Source organism: Fictibacillus barbaricus, from assembly GCF_014635025.1.
Lineage (GTDB): Bacteria > Bacillota > Bacilli > Bacillales > Fictibacillaceae > Fictibacillus > Fictibacillus barbaricus.
On sequence record NZ_BMCE01000001.1, the window covers coordinates 491,501 to 508,861 of the forward strand.

The following is a 17,361-nucleotide window of genomic DNA, read 5'->3' on the forward strand; positions in this document are numbered from 1 at the left end:
TTAATGACAGTCAACTTTGGGAGGGAACCAGCATGAAACAGAAAAAAGTTTACGTTGTACCGCATTCGCATTGGGACCGCGAGTGGTATTTTACGATAGAAGATTCGAACCTTTTACTTGTTGAAAACATGGACCGACTCTTGGACGTGATGGATAACGACCCGGAATATACAGGATATGTTTTTGACGCGCAAAGTTCGATCATTGATGAATATTTGAAGATTCGGCCAGAGGAAAAGGAGCGTTTGTCCAAATTGATCACCGAAAAGCGTATCTTTGTTGGACCTTGGTATACACAAGCTGATTCCTTGCTTGTAAATCGAGAGTCGTTGATTCGTAACTTGATGTACGGAACACGAATCGCAGAAAAAATGGGGCATTCTATGAATGTTGGTTACCTGCCTGATATTTTTGGTCAGAACACGTATCTGCCGTCGATGTTTAAAGAGTTTGACATCGATTATAGTGTGTTGCAGCGCGGAATTTACACAGATCAGCTGAACGGTGATCTGAACTTTACGTGGAAATCTCCGGACGGTGAAAGCGTAAAGGCGAATAATATCTACTTCGGATACGGCCCTGGGAAGTTCTTAGCGGCTGATGACGAGTATTTGGAAGAGCGTTTGCTGCCGATTTTAGAAAAAATCGCAGATCTGAACGAGAATACAAATAACTTATTGCTGCCAGCGGGTGGCGACCAAGTGCTTGTCCGTGAACATTTTCCTGAAACGGTAAAGAAATTAAACGAAATCGATATGAAACATGAGTACATGCTTTCAGATTATGAAACGTTTATGAAGGATACGTGGGAGGAAGGTAATTTTGAGAACGTGATCGAAGGTGAATTAATCGCGACTCAGAAATCCCGTATCCACAACACGATTCGTTCACAGCGTTATAACATCAAAAAACTGAACGACATTGCAGAAGAGAAAGTGATCCATGAGCTGGAGCCTCTTGCAAGCTTAGCGAGTACGATAGGTTTCAAGTATCCCCAAAAGTGGATCGATGAGATGTGGAAGATGCTATTCGATGTACACGCTCATGACAGCATTGGGGGCTGTAACTCTGATGATACGAATCAGGAAATCATTAATCGTTTAACAAAAGTAATCCGAATCGCTGACGGGTGTTTGAATCTATTGAAAAAGCAGATGACTGAAGCGGTAAGCCGAAAGCTCGGCAAGGATTCTATTTTTATTGTGTTCCATCTGTTGCCGAAAGCTCTTGAAGGGTCACAAAAAGTGGTGCTTTTCACAAAGGAAAAAGAATTTGGTGTTCGTGATTTAGATGGAAAAATAGTTGCACTTGATGTTTTGAATCAAAAGTACATCTCTGGCGGTAAAACAATCGTTGTGACAGCAGAAGGAGAGAAGGAAGTTGAAGCGCCTGGTTATTACCGAAATGAAGTGATGCTTCGTGAAGTAAGGCTTCCTGCAATGGGTTATGAGACATTCGAAGTCGTTGAGGGCGGAGAAAATGACGTTTTATCTCATAAGTTTTTAAACAATCGTTTAATTGAAAACGAAAATTTTCTTATTTTTGAAGAGAATGGTGCTTTAAATCTTGTAGTGAAATCAACAGAACAAACGATTTCCGATTTTATGAGATTTGAAAATGTAGCAGATGCAGGGGACTCATATGATTTCTCACCCCTTGAGGGAGATAAAGGGATTTACTCGGAAAAAGTACTTTCTTGTTATGTTAAAGCAAGTGCTGGGACTGAATTCATGGAAGTCGTGCATGTGTTGAACGTGCCAGCAAACTTGGAAGACCGTAAAATCGTTAACATCTCAAAAGGACTAACCGTTGTAACACGTTTTGAGATTCGTAAAGGTGAGGATTTTATCCGTGTGACGCATGATATCCAAAACGATGTGAAGGATCACCGCGTTCGTGTGCTGCTGAAAACGTCTATTGAATCACCAGAACATTCTTTTGGCGATCAAGGATTCAGCTTGATCCAGCGTCCTACAGTTAATCCATATATGGAGAACTGGCGTGAACAGAAGTTTGCAGAAGCTCCTGTACCGATTTATCCGCTTGAAAACATGGCAGGTGCGACTGATGGTAAATTAACGGCAGCTGTTGTTACAAAAGGAATCAAGGAATACCAGCTGATCAAAGAAACAGGTGAACTGGCTCTGACGTTGTTCCGAAGTGTTGGTCTGCTTGGTCGTGACAACCTAGCTTGGAGACCTGGTCGGGCTTCCGGAATCAATAATAAAGTCGTGTATACGCCAGACGCTCAGATGCAAGGAAAGATGAAGTTTGAGTATGCGATTCATGTCGGAAAAGGTCATGATGTTAAACAGTTGTTTAAATTTGTGGATCAATATCGCGGTCACAGCGTGAGTTATCAGAAGCAATCACTGAACACATTTGAAGAAAGACTCGACCGTTTCGAGATTCCTTATCCGGTTGATGTATTGCCAGCACGATTCAGCTTGTTTGAATCAACGGGTGAAGTTTTCTTGAGCACGATGAAAAAAGCACATGACGATAATTCAGTAATTTTACGATTGTTTAATCCGAGTGAGGAAGAGCAAACAGTGACTTTATTAAGCGAATACATTCAATCTGTGTCACAAGCAAAACTGAACGAAAAAGGCGTGATCGATGTGAAGGACGAAGTGACGGTTCGACCTAAGGGGTATGTCACATTGAAACTATTTATGAAGGAGAATGTATTATGAGTTTTTCAGAAAAAGTAGAGAAGCTGTTAAAAACGATTTATGGTGAGGATTTTTTACCAGAATATAAAAGTAAGATCGTGAAACTTGCCGAAGAGTGGAAGCAGAAAAAGTGGAGTGAAACAGCTCCGCTTTCTGAGAAAAACGTGTACCTCATTACGTATGGCGACATTATTAAAGAAGATGGGGAGCCAACGTTAAAGACTTTAAATAAATTCATAAACGAGTATGCGAAGAATGAGATCACAGATGTTCACCTGCTTCCTATGTTTCCGTACACGTCAGATGATGGTTTTTCTGTCGTTGATTATCGTGAGATCCGTCCCGATCTTGGCGACTGGTCAGACATTGAGCGTTTTTCTGGTGATTACCGGCTCATGTTTGATTTTGTGGCGAACCATATGTCCAAGTCGAGCAAGTGGTTTCAAGGTTATCTAAAGGGTGAGCCGGAATACGCCGATTACTTTATTCCCCGTGCGGATGGATTTGATGCTTCAAACGTTGTGCGTCCTCGCACCTCACCGCTGTTTCATGAATACGCGGGCGGAAAGACAGCATGGACTACTTTTTCTGAAGACCAAGTGGACGTGAACTTTAGGCATTTTCCTGCACTGCTTGAGATGACAGATATCTTGCTAGAGTACGCATATCGAGGAGGAACGAGTATTCGTTTAGATGCGATCGGTTTTATGTGGAAAGAATCAGGTACGACTTGTATTCACCTTCCTCAAACACACGCGATCATTCAGTTATGGCGCGAGATTTTAGAAGAGCTGCAGTTAAACACATTACTTATTACAGAGACGAATGTTCCTCATAAAGAGAACATCAGTTACTTTGGTGATGGGGAAAAGGAGGCACATATGGTGTACCAGTTTTCGCTGCCGCCGCTCGTGCTGCATACCTTAACAACACATGATGCAAGCAAATTAACTGGTTGGGCGAAAACGATCAATAAAGTATCTGACTCTGCAACGTATTTTAACTTTTTAGCGAGTCATGACGGAATTGGTATGCGTCCGACGGAAGGGATATTAACGGAAGAAGAGCGTTCTTCATTAGCCGAAAAAGTTTTAGCGAATGGTGGGCGGGTTTCGTACAAGAGCAATCCGGATGGAACGGAATCTCCTTATGAGTTAAACATCAATTACATGGACGCACTAATCAATAAAGACGAAGATGTGAGTGAAGACGCACAAGTTCAGAAGATGCTTGCGGCGCATTCCGTTTTGTTTTCTGTGATGGGAGTTCCAGCGGTTTATTACCACTCGCTTTTAGGATCTCAGAACGATTATAAAGGACTTGAAGAGTCAGGGATCAACCGCCGAATCAATCGCCAGAAGTTTCAATATGAAGAATTGGTTTCGGAGCTGGAGAAATCTACTCGTCGTCAAAAAGTGTTCACTGGGTTAAAGAAATTAATCCGCGCGCGTCAGCAGGAACCAGCATTCTCTCCTTTTGCGGCACAGCTAATTTTAGAACTGGGAGAGCAGGTATTTGCGTTATTGCGAAGAAATGAAGAAACAGGTGACACGGTACTGTTCGTTATGAATGCAGCAAATGTAACGACATCTGTTGAGCTGCCGTTTGGCGGAGAAGACTTGTGGAGCGGGGAAACGGTTGAGAACTCAGTTGAACTCGCACCGTATCAGTTTATGTGGATCAAAAAATAAAGAAGGTGGACACAATGAAGATTGTCATCGCTCCCGATTCGTTTAAAGAAAGTATGACGGCAGCACAAGTTTGTGCCGCTGTTGAAACGGGATTCCGAAAAGTACTAGATGACGCAGAATATCTGCACGTTCCTGTAGGTGATGGAGGAGAAGGAACGGTTCAGTCTGTGGTGGATGCAACAAGCGGGGTGATCGTAGAGGTGTCAGTAACAGGCCCTCTCGGAAATAAGGTCGGTGCTTTCTACGGGATAACAGGTGACGGGAAGACGGCAGTGATCGAGATGGCTGCTGCTTCCGGCTTGCACCTTGTTCCTCGCGAGATGCGTAACCCGCTAGTGACCACAACTTACGGAACAGGTGAACTCATTTTAGATGCGCTGGACAAAGGTGTTGAGCGGATCGTACTTGGCCTTGGCGGCTCTGCGACAAATGACGGGGGAGCTGGAATGGCTTCAGCATTAGGGGTGAAATTTTTAGATATAAATGGTGAGGAGCTGCGCCCAGGTGGCGAAGCGTTGGGTGAATTGTTAACGATTGATGTTTCCCAAATGGATCCACGTTTGAAATCTGTAAAAGTAGATGTGGCTTGTGATGTTACCAATCCACTGACAGGTCCGCTCGGAGCATCAGCTGTCTTCGGAACGCAAAAGGGTGCAACTCCAGAGATGGTCGGAATCTTAGATGATTGTTTAAAAAGATATGCGGAGGCAATAGAGCGCAATCTTGAAATTGAAGTGGATACGGTGCCAGGAGCAGGTGCAGCTGGCGGACTAGGTGCGGGTGTCGTTGCGTTCTTAGACGGAAAACTTCAGAGCGGGATCGATCTTGTGTTAGATGTGATCGGGTTTGAAGAGGCTATACGAGATGCTGATTTTGTGATCACAGGCGAAGGCCGGATCGATTCACAGACCATTCATGGTAAGGCTCCTGTTGGTGTCGCGAAAAGAGCAAAGTCGGCAGCGGCTGACGTTCCTGTTGTGGCGATCGCAGGCAGCATCGGCCCGGATTATGAAGCTGTGTTCGAGCATGGAATCGATGCCGTGTTTAGTGTTGTGAATGGTGTTGTAACGCTGGAAGAAGCTTTAGCGAATGGAGCAGTCAACATAGAAAAGACAGCGGAAAACATCGCACGGTTATTAACCATAAAAGTAAAGTAAAGAAGCCCCTTGCTCTCAAGGGGCTTCTATTTTGTTCTGGCTAATCCTTTTACATTAGAAGAAACTTATCGTACAGTTGGGGTAGATTAAACATATGTTTAAAAAGTGGGAGGTCATGGCATGAGTGTTATTGATATTAACTGCGACATGGGTGAGAGTTTCGGAGCATATCGGCTCGGAACCGATGAAGAGATTCTGAAATATGTAACGTCTGCCAATATCGCATGCGGGTTTCACGCTGGTGATCCTGCAACCATGAGAAAGACGGTAAAGCTGGCACTGAATCATGGTGTTGGGATCGGGGTTCATCCAGGATTACCTGACCTTGCTGGCTTCGGACGACGCAACATGGACATCTCTCCGCAAGAAGCGTATGAGATGGTTGTTTATCAGATTGGTTCACTTTGGGCTTTTGTTAAAGCAGAGGGTGGAACGATTCAGCATGTGAAACCGCATGGGGCTCTTTACAATATGGCTGCTGTGAACAAAGAATTATCTGAAGCTATTGCCGAAGCTGTTTATAAGGTGAATCCAGAGCTGATTCTGTTTGGACTTGCTGGCAGTGAGCTTGTGAAGGCAGGCGAGAGGACTAAACTTCGCACAGCCTCAGAAGTTTTTGCTGACAGAACCTATCAAGAAGATCGTACGTTAACCTCACGTAAGTTGCCAAACTGCATGATTACAGATGACGATGAAGCGGTAGCACAAGTGATTCGCATGGCTAAAGAGGGGAAAGTCATGACACAGCAAAATGTTGAAGTTGATATTAAGGCAGATACGGTTTGTATTCACGGAGACGGAGCGCATGCATTGTCTTTTGCGAAAAAAATCAGACAAACCCTTGAGGATTCAGGGATTTCAGTACGAAAAATTTCAGAAAGCATTTAAAAAATAAAACTAAGCGGCTTAAAGATGCCACATCTTGAGCCGTTTTTTTTATGTTGTGGGTGAAAAAGTGCTCAGAGTGGGCGTAAAGTGCTTTTGTTTGGGTGAATTTTTGTCGAATCCGGGCAAAAGTATAGTTAGACTGGGCAGAAAAGAACAAAATCTGCGTGAACGCGTAATAAATAAGAGAACACGTACCGTAAAATCCACTGAAAAAGCAACTTGAAATCAAACCATACCGAGCCCCTTTATCAATAGTATAAAAAAAGAAGAGTGAGGGACTCCAGGGAATCCTCAATCTTCTCTTTAGCTAGACTAAAGCTTAATGCTCTTTACTGTTGAATACGAACTGTATATTTTTTTACCATTTACCGTTCGGTAAGCGCGGACTTTGTAGTAATATGTTTTTCCTTTAGAAAGTCCTTTGTTTGTATAACTTATGGTTGCACCATTGCTAATAGTCGCAACTCTAGTGTATGTTCCTGAACTTGCGGTAGCTCGAAACACTTCATAACCACTGGCTTCTGGTCCCTTCGTCCAGCTGATTTTTACGGATGTGCTTGTTATTTTAGTCACGTTTAAACCTGCTGGTGCAGCAAGGACAGGCTTTGCGCTTACAACTTTAGAATGCGAACTGTATACCTTGATGCCGTCTATTAACCGATAAGCCCTAACTTTGTAATAATACACCTTTCCTGTTGTCAGGCCACCGTTTATATAGCTGATGGTTGCCCCGCTTGTTAAGGTAGCAGCTTTCGTATAAGTCCCCGTGGGAGAAGTACTTCGATAGAGTTCATAACCAGTCGCTCCTGTAACTTTTGACCATGATACTTTAATTCTGCTGTACCCAGCAGATGAAGCACTAATAGTTGCCGGGGTAACTGTATTTTTAGCAAATTTAGCATAAAGCGTTTTATGGTTAGTGATAGTTTCGCTGTAGCTAAACTTCTTATTGAACCCTGCATCATGGTACCAGCCAATAAAGGTTTCACCTGATTTAATAGGGGTGTACGAAGCAATGCGTGCACCATGATTTATCTTGGCTGTTTTTAGCGTGGTAGAGCCATTTTTAAATGTTACCGTATACGTATTAATCTTATATAGGGCAGTAATTGTTAAATCCGTCATAACTTTGGAGAAATCTTTATCCCAACCAGTAAATGTATAGCCGGTACGAACTGGCGGGTTTGGTGAAAAGGCTCGAGAACCATAGACTACGCCAGTTTTTAGCAGTTCCTTACCATCCCAGCTTTTAAAAATAACTGTGTGTACCGTTTCATGATACTGTGGCTTGACTGTCAGATCAGATGTTACAGAATGAAGGAAATGATCCCAGCCATAAAACGTGTATCCTGTTCTTGCCGGAGCCTCAGGTGGTATTACTTCTTGACCGTATTCGACTGTTTTGGTTTCAATGAGTTTATCATCATGCGTCAAAAAGTTTACGGTGTATGTGTTCGGCTTATATTGAGCTGTAACTGTTGTATTTGCGGTAACAATACTGAAATCCTTATCCCATCCGGTAAAGGAATAACCTTCCAAAGCAGGGACTTCAGGTGCAATTGCTGATTCGCCTTCCAGTACTTTCTGAGTTTTTAAGACGTTTCCATAGATGTCTTTAAATATTACATTGTAAGTTTTCTTTACAGTAATCTGAAAAGACGTATATAAAGTGTCATATCGAACGGATACCCATGGGTTCCCTGGATATTTAGTATTATCTGAATAAATCATGCTGTTAGTGATAGGTGTTTCTGTCTCATTGCCCCAATTCGTTGTCAATGTTATCGCTGCGCCTGTCAAATCCATTTCTTCGCCGACGCCATACACAATTTTTGTTGGAGAAGACTTCATCTTCATCGAAACATTGTGTTCTGTTCCGGCAGCCCATTCATGACCTCGTAAAGTAGGGAAGGGGTATCCTGAAACATCTTCTATTGTCCAAACGGATTCAAAATCAAAACCTTCGTAGCTTTCCTGTCGTATCATATCTTCAAAAGAGATTTTAACCTCTGAGCTGGAATAGGAATTCCAATGATAGCTATTCGTTATAGTGCCAGAAAATTTTCCTGCAAATTCTCCAGCTGATGAATAAAAGCCATTAGGGGCATACACTCTTCCTACATTGTAAGTAAGCTGTATCGTGGAATCTGAACCATCCCCAACGATACCTCCTGCATAATAGCTAGCTGATATTGCTCCAAGGTTAAAAGCGTTCTTAACATGAGATTCAGAAGAATAGCCGATGATTCCACCTGAGTAATTACCGGAAATAATCCCAGAATTGTAGGATTCAATAACGATTGAAGCAGCTGTGGCTTGGCCGGTTATACCACCAGCATATGATCGGCTGTTTATGGTGCCTGAATTGTTTGAATGTGAGATCTTGGAATCATTGCTTATTGATCCTGCAATTCCCCCACCTTCTGCATAATCAGAGGTACTGGTAATATTGCCTCTGTTATAACTTTCTGTAATTGCTGATTTTGATGCGGAACCGACAATTCCGCCTCCTGATTCTCCTGATGCACCATATTCAATGTTTCCAGTGTTGTAACTGCTGCTTATCGAGGAATAATAAACATATCCGGCGATTCCCCCAGTTGTTTTGCCGTTGGTATTCCCTTTATTTATAGTTCCAGTATTATAAGTCTGGGAAATATCCGTGTATGAGGCACTCCCTGCAATACCTCCTGTGTAATTCTTTCCTATAATCTCACCGGTGTTGAAGCTGTTTGAGATCGATGAGCGAATAGAAGATGAATATAAGTTAGGAATATTACCGATGATTCCACCTGAATAACTTTTCCCATAGGAAGAGGTGTATACCTTATTTGTATTGTAAGAGTTGTCTATCTTGATATTAGATCCACTTCCGATAATACTGCCTGCTATAGCTTCAGAAACAGAAGAATCTATGGATTGGTTAATGGCGGTAATTTCCCCGCCCGTCATTCCAATATTCTTTATCGTAGCATTTTTTGCATATCCAATTAATCCTGCAAAAACTTTTTCTTCTGAAATAATATTAATCTTCATCCCAATTACTTGATATCCGTTTCCGTCCAGAATTCCTGTAAATGGGATGTTTTGGGTACCAATTGGTTCCCACCCAGCACCACTCCGGTAAAACTCTCCACCTTCACTCGTGGCTGTCGAAAGGTCAATATCGTTCATCAGAATATAATTGCCACTGAGATTATTTCGAATCTGATCCAGGTCCTGTGGTGTGTAGATACCCACATATCCATCTGGAACTTCTGAGAGATAAGAAGTTTTATTAGAATTAGTGCCGGTAGCTTCTACAGTAAATGCAGTAGAGTTTAAGAATAATATTGAAGCAAAAGTTAAAAACAATGTGTAAATAATGGCTCTCATTAGATTTTCTCCTTCTTATTAAGCAATTGTTAATTTATAGATACTAACCTATTATAATATACTTTTTACAAATAATGTTCATTTAAAAGTATTCCTAAATGTATCAAAAAACAGGAATATAGATACTAAGAAATAATTTCATAATATATTAATTTAGTAACCTGATTTGATAAATTTGGAGTTAACGGCTTCTAAGTATACTGAACATGTGCGTGAAACTACACAAAGTCTGCGCAAAAACGGGCTCCAACTGCTCGAAAAGTGAAAATCCTGCGCGAACGCGTAACAAATAAAAGAACACTTACCGTGAAACCAACAAACACTCTTTTCCCAGCACATTCCACACGTCTTCAAACTACCTATATCCGGCATAAACCAGTATAATTAGATAAAATATTTATTCTAAAGGCAGGATTACATAATGATGAATAATTTTAGATTCGGGATCCGCCAGAAAATTATAACTGGCTATATTGTCATCATTGTCTGCTTGATTGCAGCAATTCTTGCAGTAACCAAACAGCTAGACAATATGCAGAAAGAAAGAAACTTTATCATCCAGCATGATTTTGCTGTCAGAGATCTTACCAGTAACATTGAAAAAGATCTCTTGAAAATGGAATCGGGGCAACGCGGGTATATCGTGACAGGAGATGAAAACTATCTTCAGCCGTATAACGAGGCGCGCGAGCAATGGGGCAAAGACTTCAATGCTTTATCCAAGCTTCTTTCTGATTATCCGGATCAACTAAAAGAAATTACGGCGATCAACGAAAATATCAAAGAATGGATTGAAGTTGCAGGCGAGCCGTCTATTAAACTGAAGCAGCAGAATGATACAGCTGGCATCCGAGACTTCTTTCAAAAAGATCCAGGTAAAACAGAAATTGAGCAAACACTCCAGCAGTTTGACTCATTTCGAAACAATGAAAAAGAGCTCGTACAGCAGCGTGCGGATAACCTGAACAATCAGAATCAATACCTTGAGATCGGTCTTTTTAGTTTGCTTGCTTTTGTTATCCTCGCATCTATCGCACTTGCTTGGATTATTTCAGGTTCGATCATTAAGACAATCAAAGCCGTTGTTGAGACGATTCGTGCCATGACAACCGGTGGAAACTTAAGCAGCCGTATCCATGTGAAATCGAACGATGAGATTAGAGATCTTGGGTTCGCAACGAACGAACTCCTAGATTCATTTGAAGAACGTGATTGGCTGCAAAGAAGTGTCACGGAAGTAGTCAGCAAGAACCAGGGCATATCATCTCTTGAAAATCTAGCGGAGATCTTCCTTTCAGCAACCGCACAGATTACAGAATCCTCCTATGGGGCTTTTTATATTAAAGAAGGCAAAGAAAAGAACGTTCGTTTTGTGAAAAAAGGAGCTTTTGCTGATACAGCAGGAGACGTTGGACGAGACAGCTTTGCACTTGGACAAGGTCTGATCGGGCAATGTGCACTGGAAAAACGTGTACAAGTCATCAACAAGATTGAGGGAGATTATACTCTTATTTCTTCTGGTCTTGGTGAAACGAAACCTAGAAGCATCTTAATCGCACCGATCGTGCATGAAGAGGAAATCATTGCGGTGATCGAGCTTGCAAGTCTTGCAGAATATACGTCACAGCATCTCGCATTTATCGAAAAGGTACTTGAAACATTCGGCCTCACGATCAACCGAGTGATCGACCGTATTGAGATTGCAAGATTGTTATCGGAATCTCAAGCGATGACTGAAGAACTTCAGGCCCAATCTGAAGAGCTTCAAACACAGTCTGAAGAGTTGCAGATGCAATCTGAAGAACTGCAGATGATCAATGAACAGCTAGAATCTCGCTCACAAGACGCAGAGGAAAAATCAAAAGCGCTTGAGATCGCGAAAAAAGAGTTGGAAGAGAAGGCGAAACAGCTTGAAACAGGCTCTAAGTACAAATCAGAGTTCCTCGCCAACATGTCACATGAGCTTAGAACTCCGCTGAACAGCATTCTCATCTTATCTGAGATGCTCGCTGAAAACAGCAGCAAATCTTTATCAGAAGAAGAATTAGAGTTTGCGAGAGTGATACACTCATCCGGCCAAGATCTATTAAATCTGATCAATGACATTTTGGATTTTTCCAAAGTGGAAGCAGGGAAACTTGAAATCATGCTGAGTGAAGTGAATTTAAGTGAGTTCCCATCCAGCTTAGAACGTAACTTTACGCATATCGCGGATCAAAAAGGTCTTAACTTTACGATTAATATTGCGCCAGATGTGCCGACTATTCTGCAAACAGACGAAAAACGCTTTCAGCAGATCATTAAAAATCTGTTGTCTAACGCGTTTAAGTTTACGGAGAAAGGTTCCGTTTCGGTTCGCCTTAATAAAGTACCAGCCGATGTCACGTACGCTGGTATCGATTATTGGTTAGAAGTGTCTATCAAAGATACGGGAATTGGCATTCCAAAAGAAAAACATGAACTGATCTTCCAAGCATTCCAACAAGGAGACGGTGCTACAATCCGTAAATATGGCGGTACTGGTCTAGGCTTATCGATCAGCAGCGAGTTTGCTAAGCTGTTGGGTGGCAGGCTGCAGCTTCAGAGTGAAGAAGGAAAAGGAAGTACGTTTAAGCTCTTAATTCCGAGCATCTCTGATGAAAGTGTTTCTGTTCAAACGTTTGCTGGTGCTTCTGCCGAGGTGGCAACAGCACTCGAGCAATCTGCTAAAGTTATTGAAGATGCGCCAGCAACAGCAAAAATAGCACCTGCTGTACCTGAAACGGAACAACCGATCATGGTTGATCAAGAGAAGGTATTCTATGGCAAAACAGTCCTTATTACAGATGACGATAACCGAAATATTTTTGCGCTCAAAACAGCTCTTGAACAAAAAGGAATGAACGTTCTAAATGCCAACAACGGTATGGAATGTCTGGATGTTTTAGAGACGAACAAGAACATTGATCTCATTCTGATGGATATTATGATGCCTGAGATGGATGGATACGAGACCATGCAGCGCATTCGCGGATTGAATGAGTTTACGGATCTGCCAATCATCGCTTTAACGGCAAAAGCGATGAAGAACGACCGAGAAAAATGCCTTGAAGCGGGAGCGTCGGATTATATCAGCAAACCGCTTAAACTTGAGCAGCTGTTTTCTGTAATGCATGTTTGGATGACGAAGTGAGGATTGCATTAAAATGAAAGATTTGATTTGGAACAATGATGACAGTCAGGAAACGAACATTACAGAAACAATTGAGATGGAACTTTTATTAGAAGGTTTGTACCGGGTATCTGGTTTTGATTTTCGCCAGTATATGCGGTCTTCCATCCAGAGGCGTGTTCAAAACCGCATGCAGATCGAGCAGATCCAAACGATTACAGGGGTTCTTGAGAAAGTATTGCATGACCCTATGTTTATGAACAAACTGCTTAATGATTTTTCTATAAATGTAACCGAGATGTTTCGTAATCCAGAGTTCTTTAAAGTGTTTCGGGAAAAAGTGATTCCGGAGTTGAAGGAGTTACCCGAGATTCGCATCTGGCATGCTGGATGTGCAACAGGCGAAGAAGTATATTCCATGGCGATCCTTATGGAAGAAGAAGGGCTCATTCATAAGGCGAAGCTCTATGCGACCGACATGAACGAAACTGTATTGAATAAGGCTCGTTCTGGAATCTTGCCGTTAAGTAAAATGAGGACATATACGAAGAATTATATGTCTTCAGGCGGTACACGGGCTTTTTCTGAGTATTACACGACTGACGGCCATTTCGCTTATTTAAAGCCCTCACTATTAAAACAGATCAGCTTTGCTCAGCATAATCTCGTAACTGATCAATCCTTTAATGAATTTCATGTGATTTTATGCCGGAATGTACTTATTTACTTTACAACTGCTCTGCAAAATCAAGTGTATGAACTGTTCTATGAAAGCTTAAGTACGAAAGGATTCCTTGGGCTAGGAGATAAAGAATCCATCAAATTTGCAGAATGTGCGGATCAGTATGAGGAATTTGCTGAACTGGTTAAAATCTATCGAAAAAAATAAAAGCAGGATGAAGGGGACATAACCTCTTCTTCCTGCTTTTTTAATTCGCCTGAATCATCATGATGCACATATCATCGCTTTGTTCGGTCTGCTGCTCTTCTGGAATCACCAGGTGGATCGGTGAGCATATGTTGCTCCACTTTTCGGACGCGACAAACTTCAGCTTGTTGAGCATCAGCTCTTCGTCATCACCAGCTTCTAAAACTCCATCGGTAAACAACAACACTTGAATATTATCTTGATAGTGAATGACCGACTTCTTCACCTCGATATGGTCAAAGAAACCGACTGCATAACAACAACGTTCAATGGAACATAGTGAATTATCGACAAGCACATACCCTTCAGGGTGTCCTGCGTTCACATATTCAATCGTCTTTTTCTCTGTATCAATCAAAAGATAGATACCTGTGAAATAGTAGTTGTAATCGTTCTTTGGGTTGTGAAGAAGTGCCATATAGCGGTTTAACTCTTTGATGACAAGCTCAGGATCTTTCAGTTCTTTAATCGTATCCCTCATAACTGATGAGATGAACATGCAGACGAGGGAAGAGGAGATGCCGTGCCCCATCATGTCGAGAAGAATGATGCCATAGCGATGATCATCAAACTTATGCCAATAGTACATATCTCCTGCAAGTTTAAAAGAAGGCAAGTGAGATACATTTATGGTGATGTTGTCTTCTTTAAGGGGCGGATTTAACAGCCCCTTTTGAACCTGCATCGCGAGATCAAGTTCGTTTTGAATCTTTTGCTCCTGCTCTGCATGCCAGTCTTTTTCGTATTTTAGCCGAAGAGCAACTCGAATTCTTGCAAGGAGTTCTACTTTATTGATCGGCTTCGTGACATAATCCATCCCGCCTGCATCTAGCGCATCTGCTAGTTTACTAGAATCCTCAAGGGCGGTAATGAAAATAACGGGAATATCTTTGAAACCTTCATCTTGCTGAAGGCGTTGGCACGCCTCGATTCCGTCAATCTCTGGCATCATGATGTCGAGAAGGATAAGGTCGATTGCTTCTTGATTTAACTGGCCTCTGTTACGCTCCAGATAATCAAAAAGCTGGTGAGCGGATGATAAAGACGTACAGTTCTCATAGCCTGCGTTTTTCAATATTTTTTCAATCACAAATAAATTTACTGTATTGTCATCAACAATCAGAATTGACATTCAAACTTCTTCCCCTTATGTACCTTTTATTGTGTATATTAATAAAATTCAATCCTATACAACTAGTATACAAGTAAATTTAAAAACCTACTATTTTTAGGGCATTTAGGAAAAAAACAATTAAATTATAATAATGACTAACAACACTATGTTTATTTTAAACAAAAAGAATAAACATTGTTGACATTTATGTTCATTTAGAACAATATATAGAGTATAAAGTGTTTGAAATTAACAAAGGTGATGAAGATGATGCCTAAAGAACGCAGAGATCAAATTCTTAAACAGTTACACGCAAATGGAAAAATAGATATCGAGGATCTGGTAAACCAGCTGAATGTATCAGCGATGACGATTCGACGTGATCTTGCTTATCTAGAGGAGAACGAAAAAATTATCCGGACACATGGTGGTGCGATCTTAAACAAACCCTTAGTTGTTGAATCGTCATTCCGCACAAAAGAAGGGAAGTTTAATAATCAAAAGAAACAGATTGCGAATAAAGCAGTCGAGTTTATTCAAGATCATTCAACAATCCTCTTAGATTCAGGAACAACAACGTTAGAGATCGCCAAGCTGCTTAAAGACAAAAAAACAATAACGGTTGTTACGAATGATATTAAAATCGCAGCAGAGCTGATCGACACAGACGTGAAAGTAATCGTTACAGGCGGTGAGCTGCAAAATAATGTAGGTACATTATTTGGTCCTCTGACTGAACAGATCCTAAAGAACATTCATGTCGATCTCTTCTTCCTGGGAGCTCATGCGATTGATTTTAAGGCTGGTATTACTGCACCTACTTTTGAAAAGGCTTCCATCAAAAAGCTGATGATAGAAGCGTCTGAAAAAACATGGTTAGTAGCGGACTCAAGCAAGTTTGATCAAAAGTCACTCACAAAGGTATGTGACCTTACTCAGCTTTACGGGGTGATCACGGATCGCAACATAACCACAGAAATCGAAGAAAAGCTGAATGAATATCTGGAAGTTGTAACAGTTGAAGGCGGTGAACAACAATGAAAGTCGGCGTTATCGCAGATGATTTAACAGGAGCCAATGCAACTGGAGTCAAGCTTGTGAAGCAAGGATTTGAAGCAGCAACAATGGTCTATTATGATCAGCCGCCTGCATCAGGAAGCTACAATGCCGTCTGTATTGACACAGACAGCAGGTATGCGAGAAGAGACGTTGCAGAGATGCGTATCAAAAAGTCATTAGAGAACCTTCAACGGTGGGGTGCAGACGTGATCTGCAAGCGGATCGACAGTACCGTTAGAGGAAACATCGGAATTGAGATCGACACCGTTTTAAATGTACTCGGAGAACACTCGATAGCTGTTGTCGTAGCATCGTTTCCGGATTCAAGCCGCATCACGTCTGGTGGATATCTCCTAGTAAATGGAGTGCCCGTCCAAGCCACTGACGTTGCAAAAGACCCGGTCACTCCGTTGACTGAATCATACGTTCCTTCAATTATACGAAAACAAAGTGAATACCCTGTCGCTCACATTGGCCTTGAAACAGTTCTTCAAGGAAAAGAGACGATTTTAAATGACATGAAGCAGCAGATCCAAGAAGGAAATCGCATACTCGTTTTAGACGCAGTGACGGATGAAGAGATCGAAGACATTGCACATGCGATGGCATTGGTCGAGGAGTATAGACTCGTACCGGTTGATCCTGGTCCACTGACCGCTTATTACTCAAAAGCTTACACGAGCCAGCATTCACAAAGTAAAAAGATTATCGTCACAGTGGGCAGCGTGACCTCATTAAGCGCACAACAATTAAGTTACTTGATCGACAAAACCAATGCCAACCCGGTTTACGTGGAAGCTGAAAAGCTCGCGAGCCTTTCAGACAGCTGGGAAATAGAAGTCGAGCGCGTGGTAAAAGAAGCGCTGAAACAAATTGAACAGCAAGATATTTTAATCATCACAACAAACTCACCTTCAGCAAAGCGATTAGACCTTACACGTTTTGCAGAAGAACAAGGTGTAAGTCAAGAGCAACTAGCAAAACGGATTGCTGACGGATTAGGTAAGATCACCCGTATTGTGATTCAGTCTACGACTTACGAGATAGGCGGCTGCTTCTCGAGTGGAGGCGATGTAACAGCTTCTCTTTGCTCGGTAGGAAGAGCGGAAGGAATTAAGCTTAAAAATGAGGTGCTTCCCCTTGTTGCATATGGTCAGTTCATCGGAGGATATTTTGACGGTCTTCCACTAGCAACTAAGGGTGGTATGGTGGGCGACAAAAAAGCAATCTACACGATTGTTAAACATTTATTAGCCAACCAAACGTCAATGAAACAAGTAAATTAAGTTCAATAAAACTTTTAGATAGATAGATTACAAGGAG

At 41.7% G+C, this 17,361-nt stretch carries 10 protein-coding genes; 8 read left to right on the plus strand and 2 right to left on the minus strand.

Annotation, left to right across the window (positions count from 1 at the left end):
• The first annotated feature begins 32 nt into the window (after positions 1–32).
• The 4 genes from IEV52_RS02375 (at position 33) to IEV52_RS02390 (ending at position 6,411) form a co-directional block, all read left to right on the plus strand.
• On the plus strand, positions 33–2,696 hold the full coding sequence (locus tag IEV52_RS02375) for a glycoside hydrolase family 38 N-terminal domain-containing protein (protein ID WP_188400925.1): 2,664 nt from the start codon (positions 33–35) through the stop codon (positions 2,694–2,696).
• The gene (locus tag IEV52_RS02380; RefSeq protein ID WP_188400926.1) at positions 2,693–4,366 is read left to right on the plus strand and encodes an alpha-amylase family glycosyl hydrolase; all 1,674 of its coding nucleotides are present in this window, start codon (positions 2,693–2,695) and stop codon (positions 4,364–4,366) included. The genes IEV52_RS02375 and IEV52_RS02380 overlap by 4 nt, the downstream gene beginning before the upstream one ends.
• 14 nt (positions 4,367–4,380) lie before the next feature.
• Positions 4,381–5,523, plus strand: coding sequence for a glycerate kinase (locus tag IEV52_RS02385; protein WP_188400927.1), 1,143 nt, complete (start codon positions 4,381–4,383; stop codon positions 5,521–5,523).
• Between the two features lie 120 nt (positions 5,524–5,643).
• Positions 5,644–6,411, plus strand: coding sequence for a LamB/YcsF family protein (locus tag IEV52_RS02390; protein ID WP_188400928.1), 768 nt, complete (start codon positions 5,644–5,646; stop codon positions 6,409–6,411).
• Between the two features lie 312 nt (positions 6,412–6,723).
• Here IEV52_RS02390 and IEV52_RS02395 read toward each other — a convergent pair whose 3' ends face one another.
• Positions 6,724–9,786 (minus strand): InlB B-repeat-containing protein, encoded by a 3,063-nt coding sequence (locus IEV52_RS02395; RefSeq protein ID WP_188400929.1) that lies wholly within the window; start codon positions 9,784–9,786, stop codon positions 6,724–6,726.
• A 421-nt stretch (positions 9,787–10,207) separates the two neighbouring features.
• Here IEV52_RS02395 and IEV52_RS02400 point away from each other — a divergent pair, with 421 nt between their 5' ends.
• Entirely contained in the window at positions 10,208–12,958 is a 2,751-nt protein-coding gene (locus IEV52_RS02400; RefSeq protein ID WP_188400930.1) for a CHASE3 domain-containing protein, read from the plus strand.
• A gap of 13 nt (positions 12,959–12,971) precedes the next feature.
• Positions 12,972–13,826 carry a CheR family methyltransferase gene (locus IEV52_RS02405; RefSeq protein ID WP_188400931.1) on the plus strand — a complete coding sequence of 285 codons (855 nt, stop codon included), beginning with the start codon at positions 12,972–12,974 and terminating at the stop codon, positions 13,824–13,826.
• 40 nt (positions 13,827–13,866) lie between these two features.
• On the opposite strand, the gene IEV52_RS02410 is transcribed toward IEV52_RS02405, so the two are convergent.
• Positions 13,867–14,997, minus strand: a complete 1,131-nt coding sequence (locus IEV52_RS02410) for a SpoIIE family protein phosphatase (RefSeq protein ID WP_188400932.1) — start codon at positions 14,995–14,997, stop codon at positions 13,867–13,869.
• 225 nt (positions 14,998–15,222) lie between these two features.
• Here IEV52_RS02410 and IEV52_RS02415 point away from each other — a divergent pair, with 225 nt between their 5' ends.
• Entirely contained in the window at positions 15,223–16,020 is a 798-nt protein-coding gene (locus IEV52_RS02415; protein ID WP_308464558.1) for a DeoR/GlpR family DNA-binding transcription regulator, read from the plus strand.
• Positions 16,017–17,324 (plus strand): four-carbon acid sugar kinase family protein, encoded by a 1,308-nt coding sequence (locus IEV52_RS02420; RefSeq protein WP_188400933.1) that lies wholly within the window; start codon positions 16,017–16,019, stop codon positions 17,322–17,324. Before IEV52_RS02415 ends, IEV52_RS02420 begins: the two co-directional genes overlap by 4 nt.
• Positions 17,325–17,361: the final 37 nt, after the last annotated feature.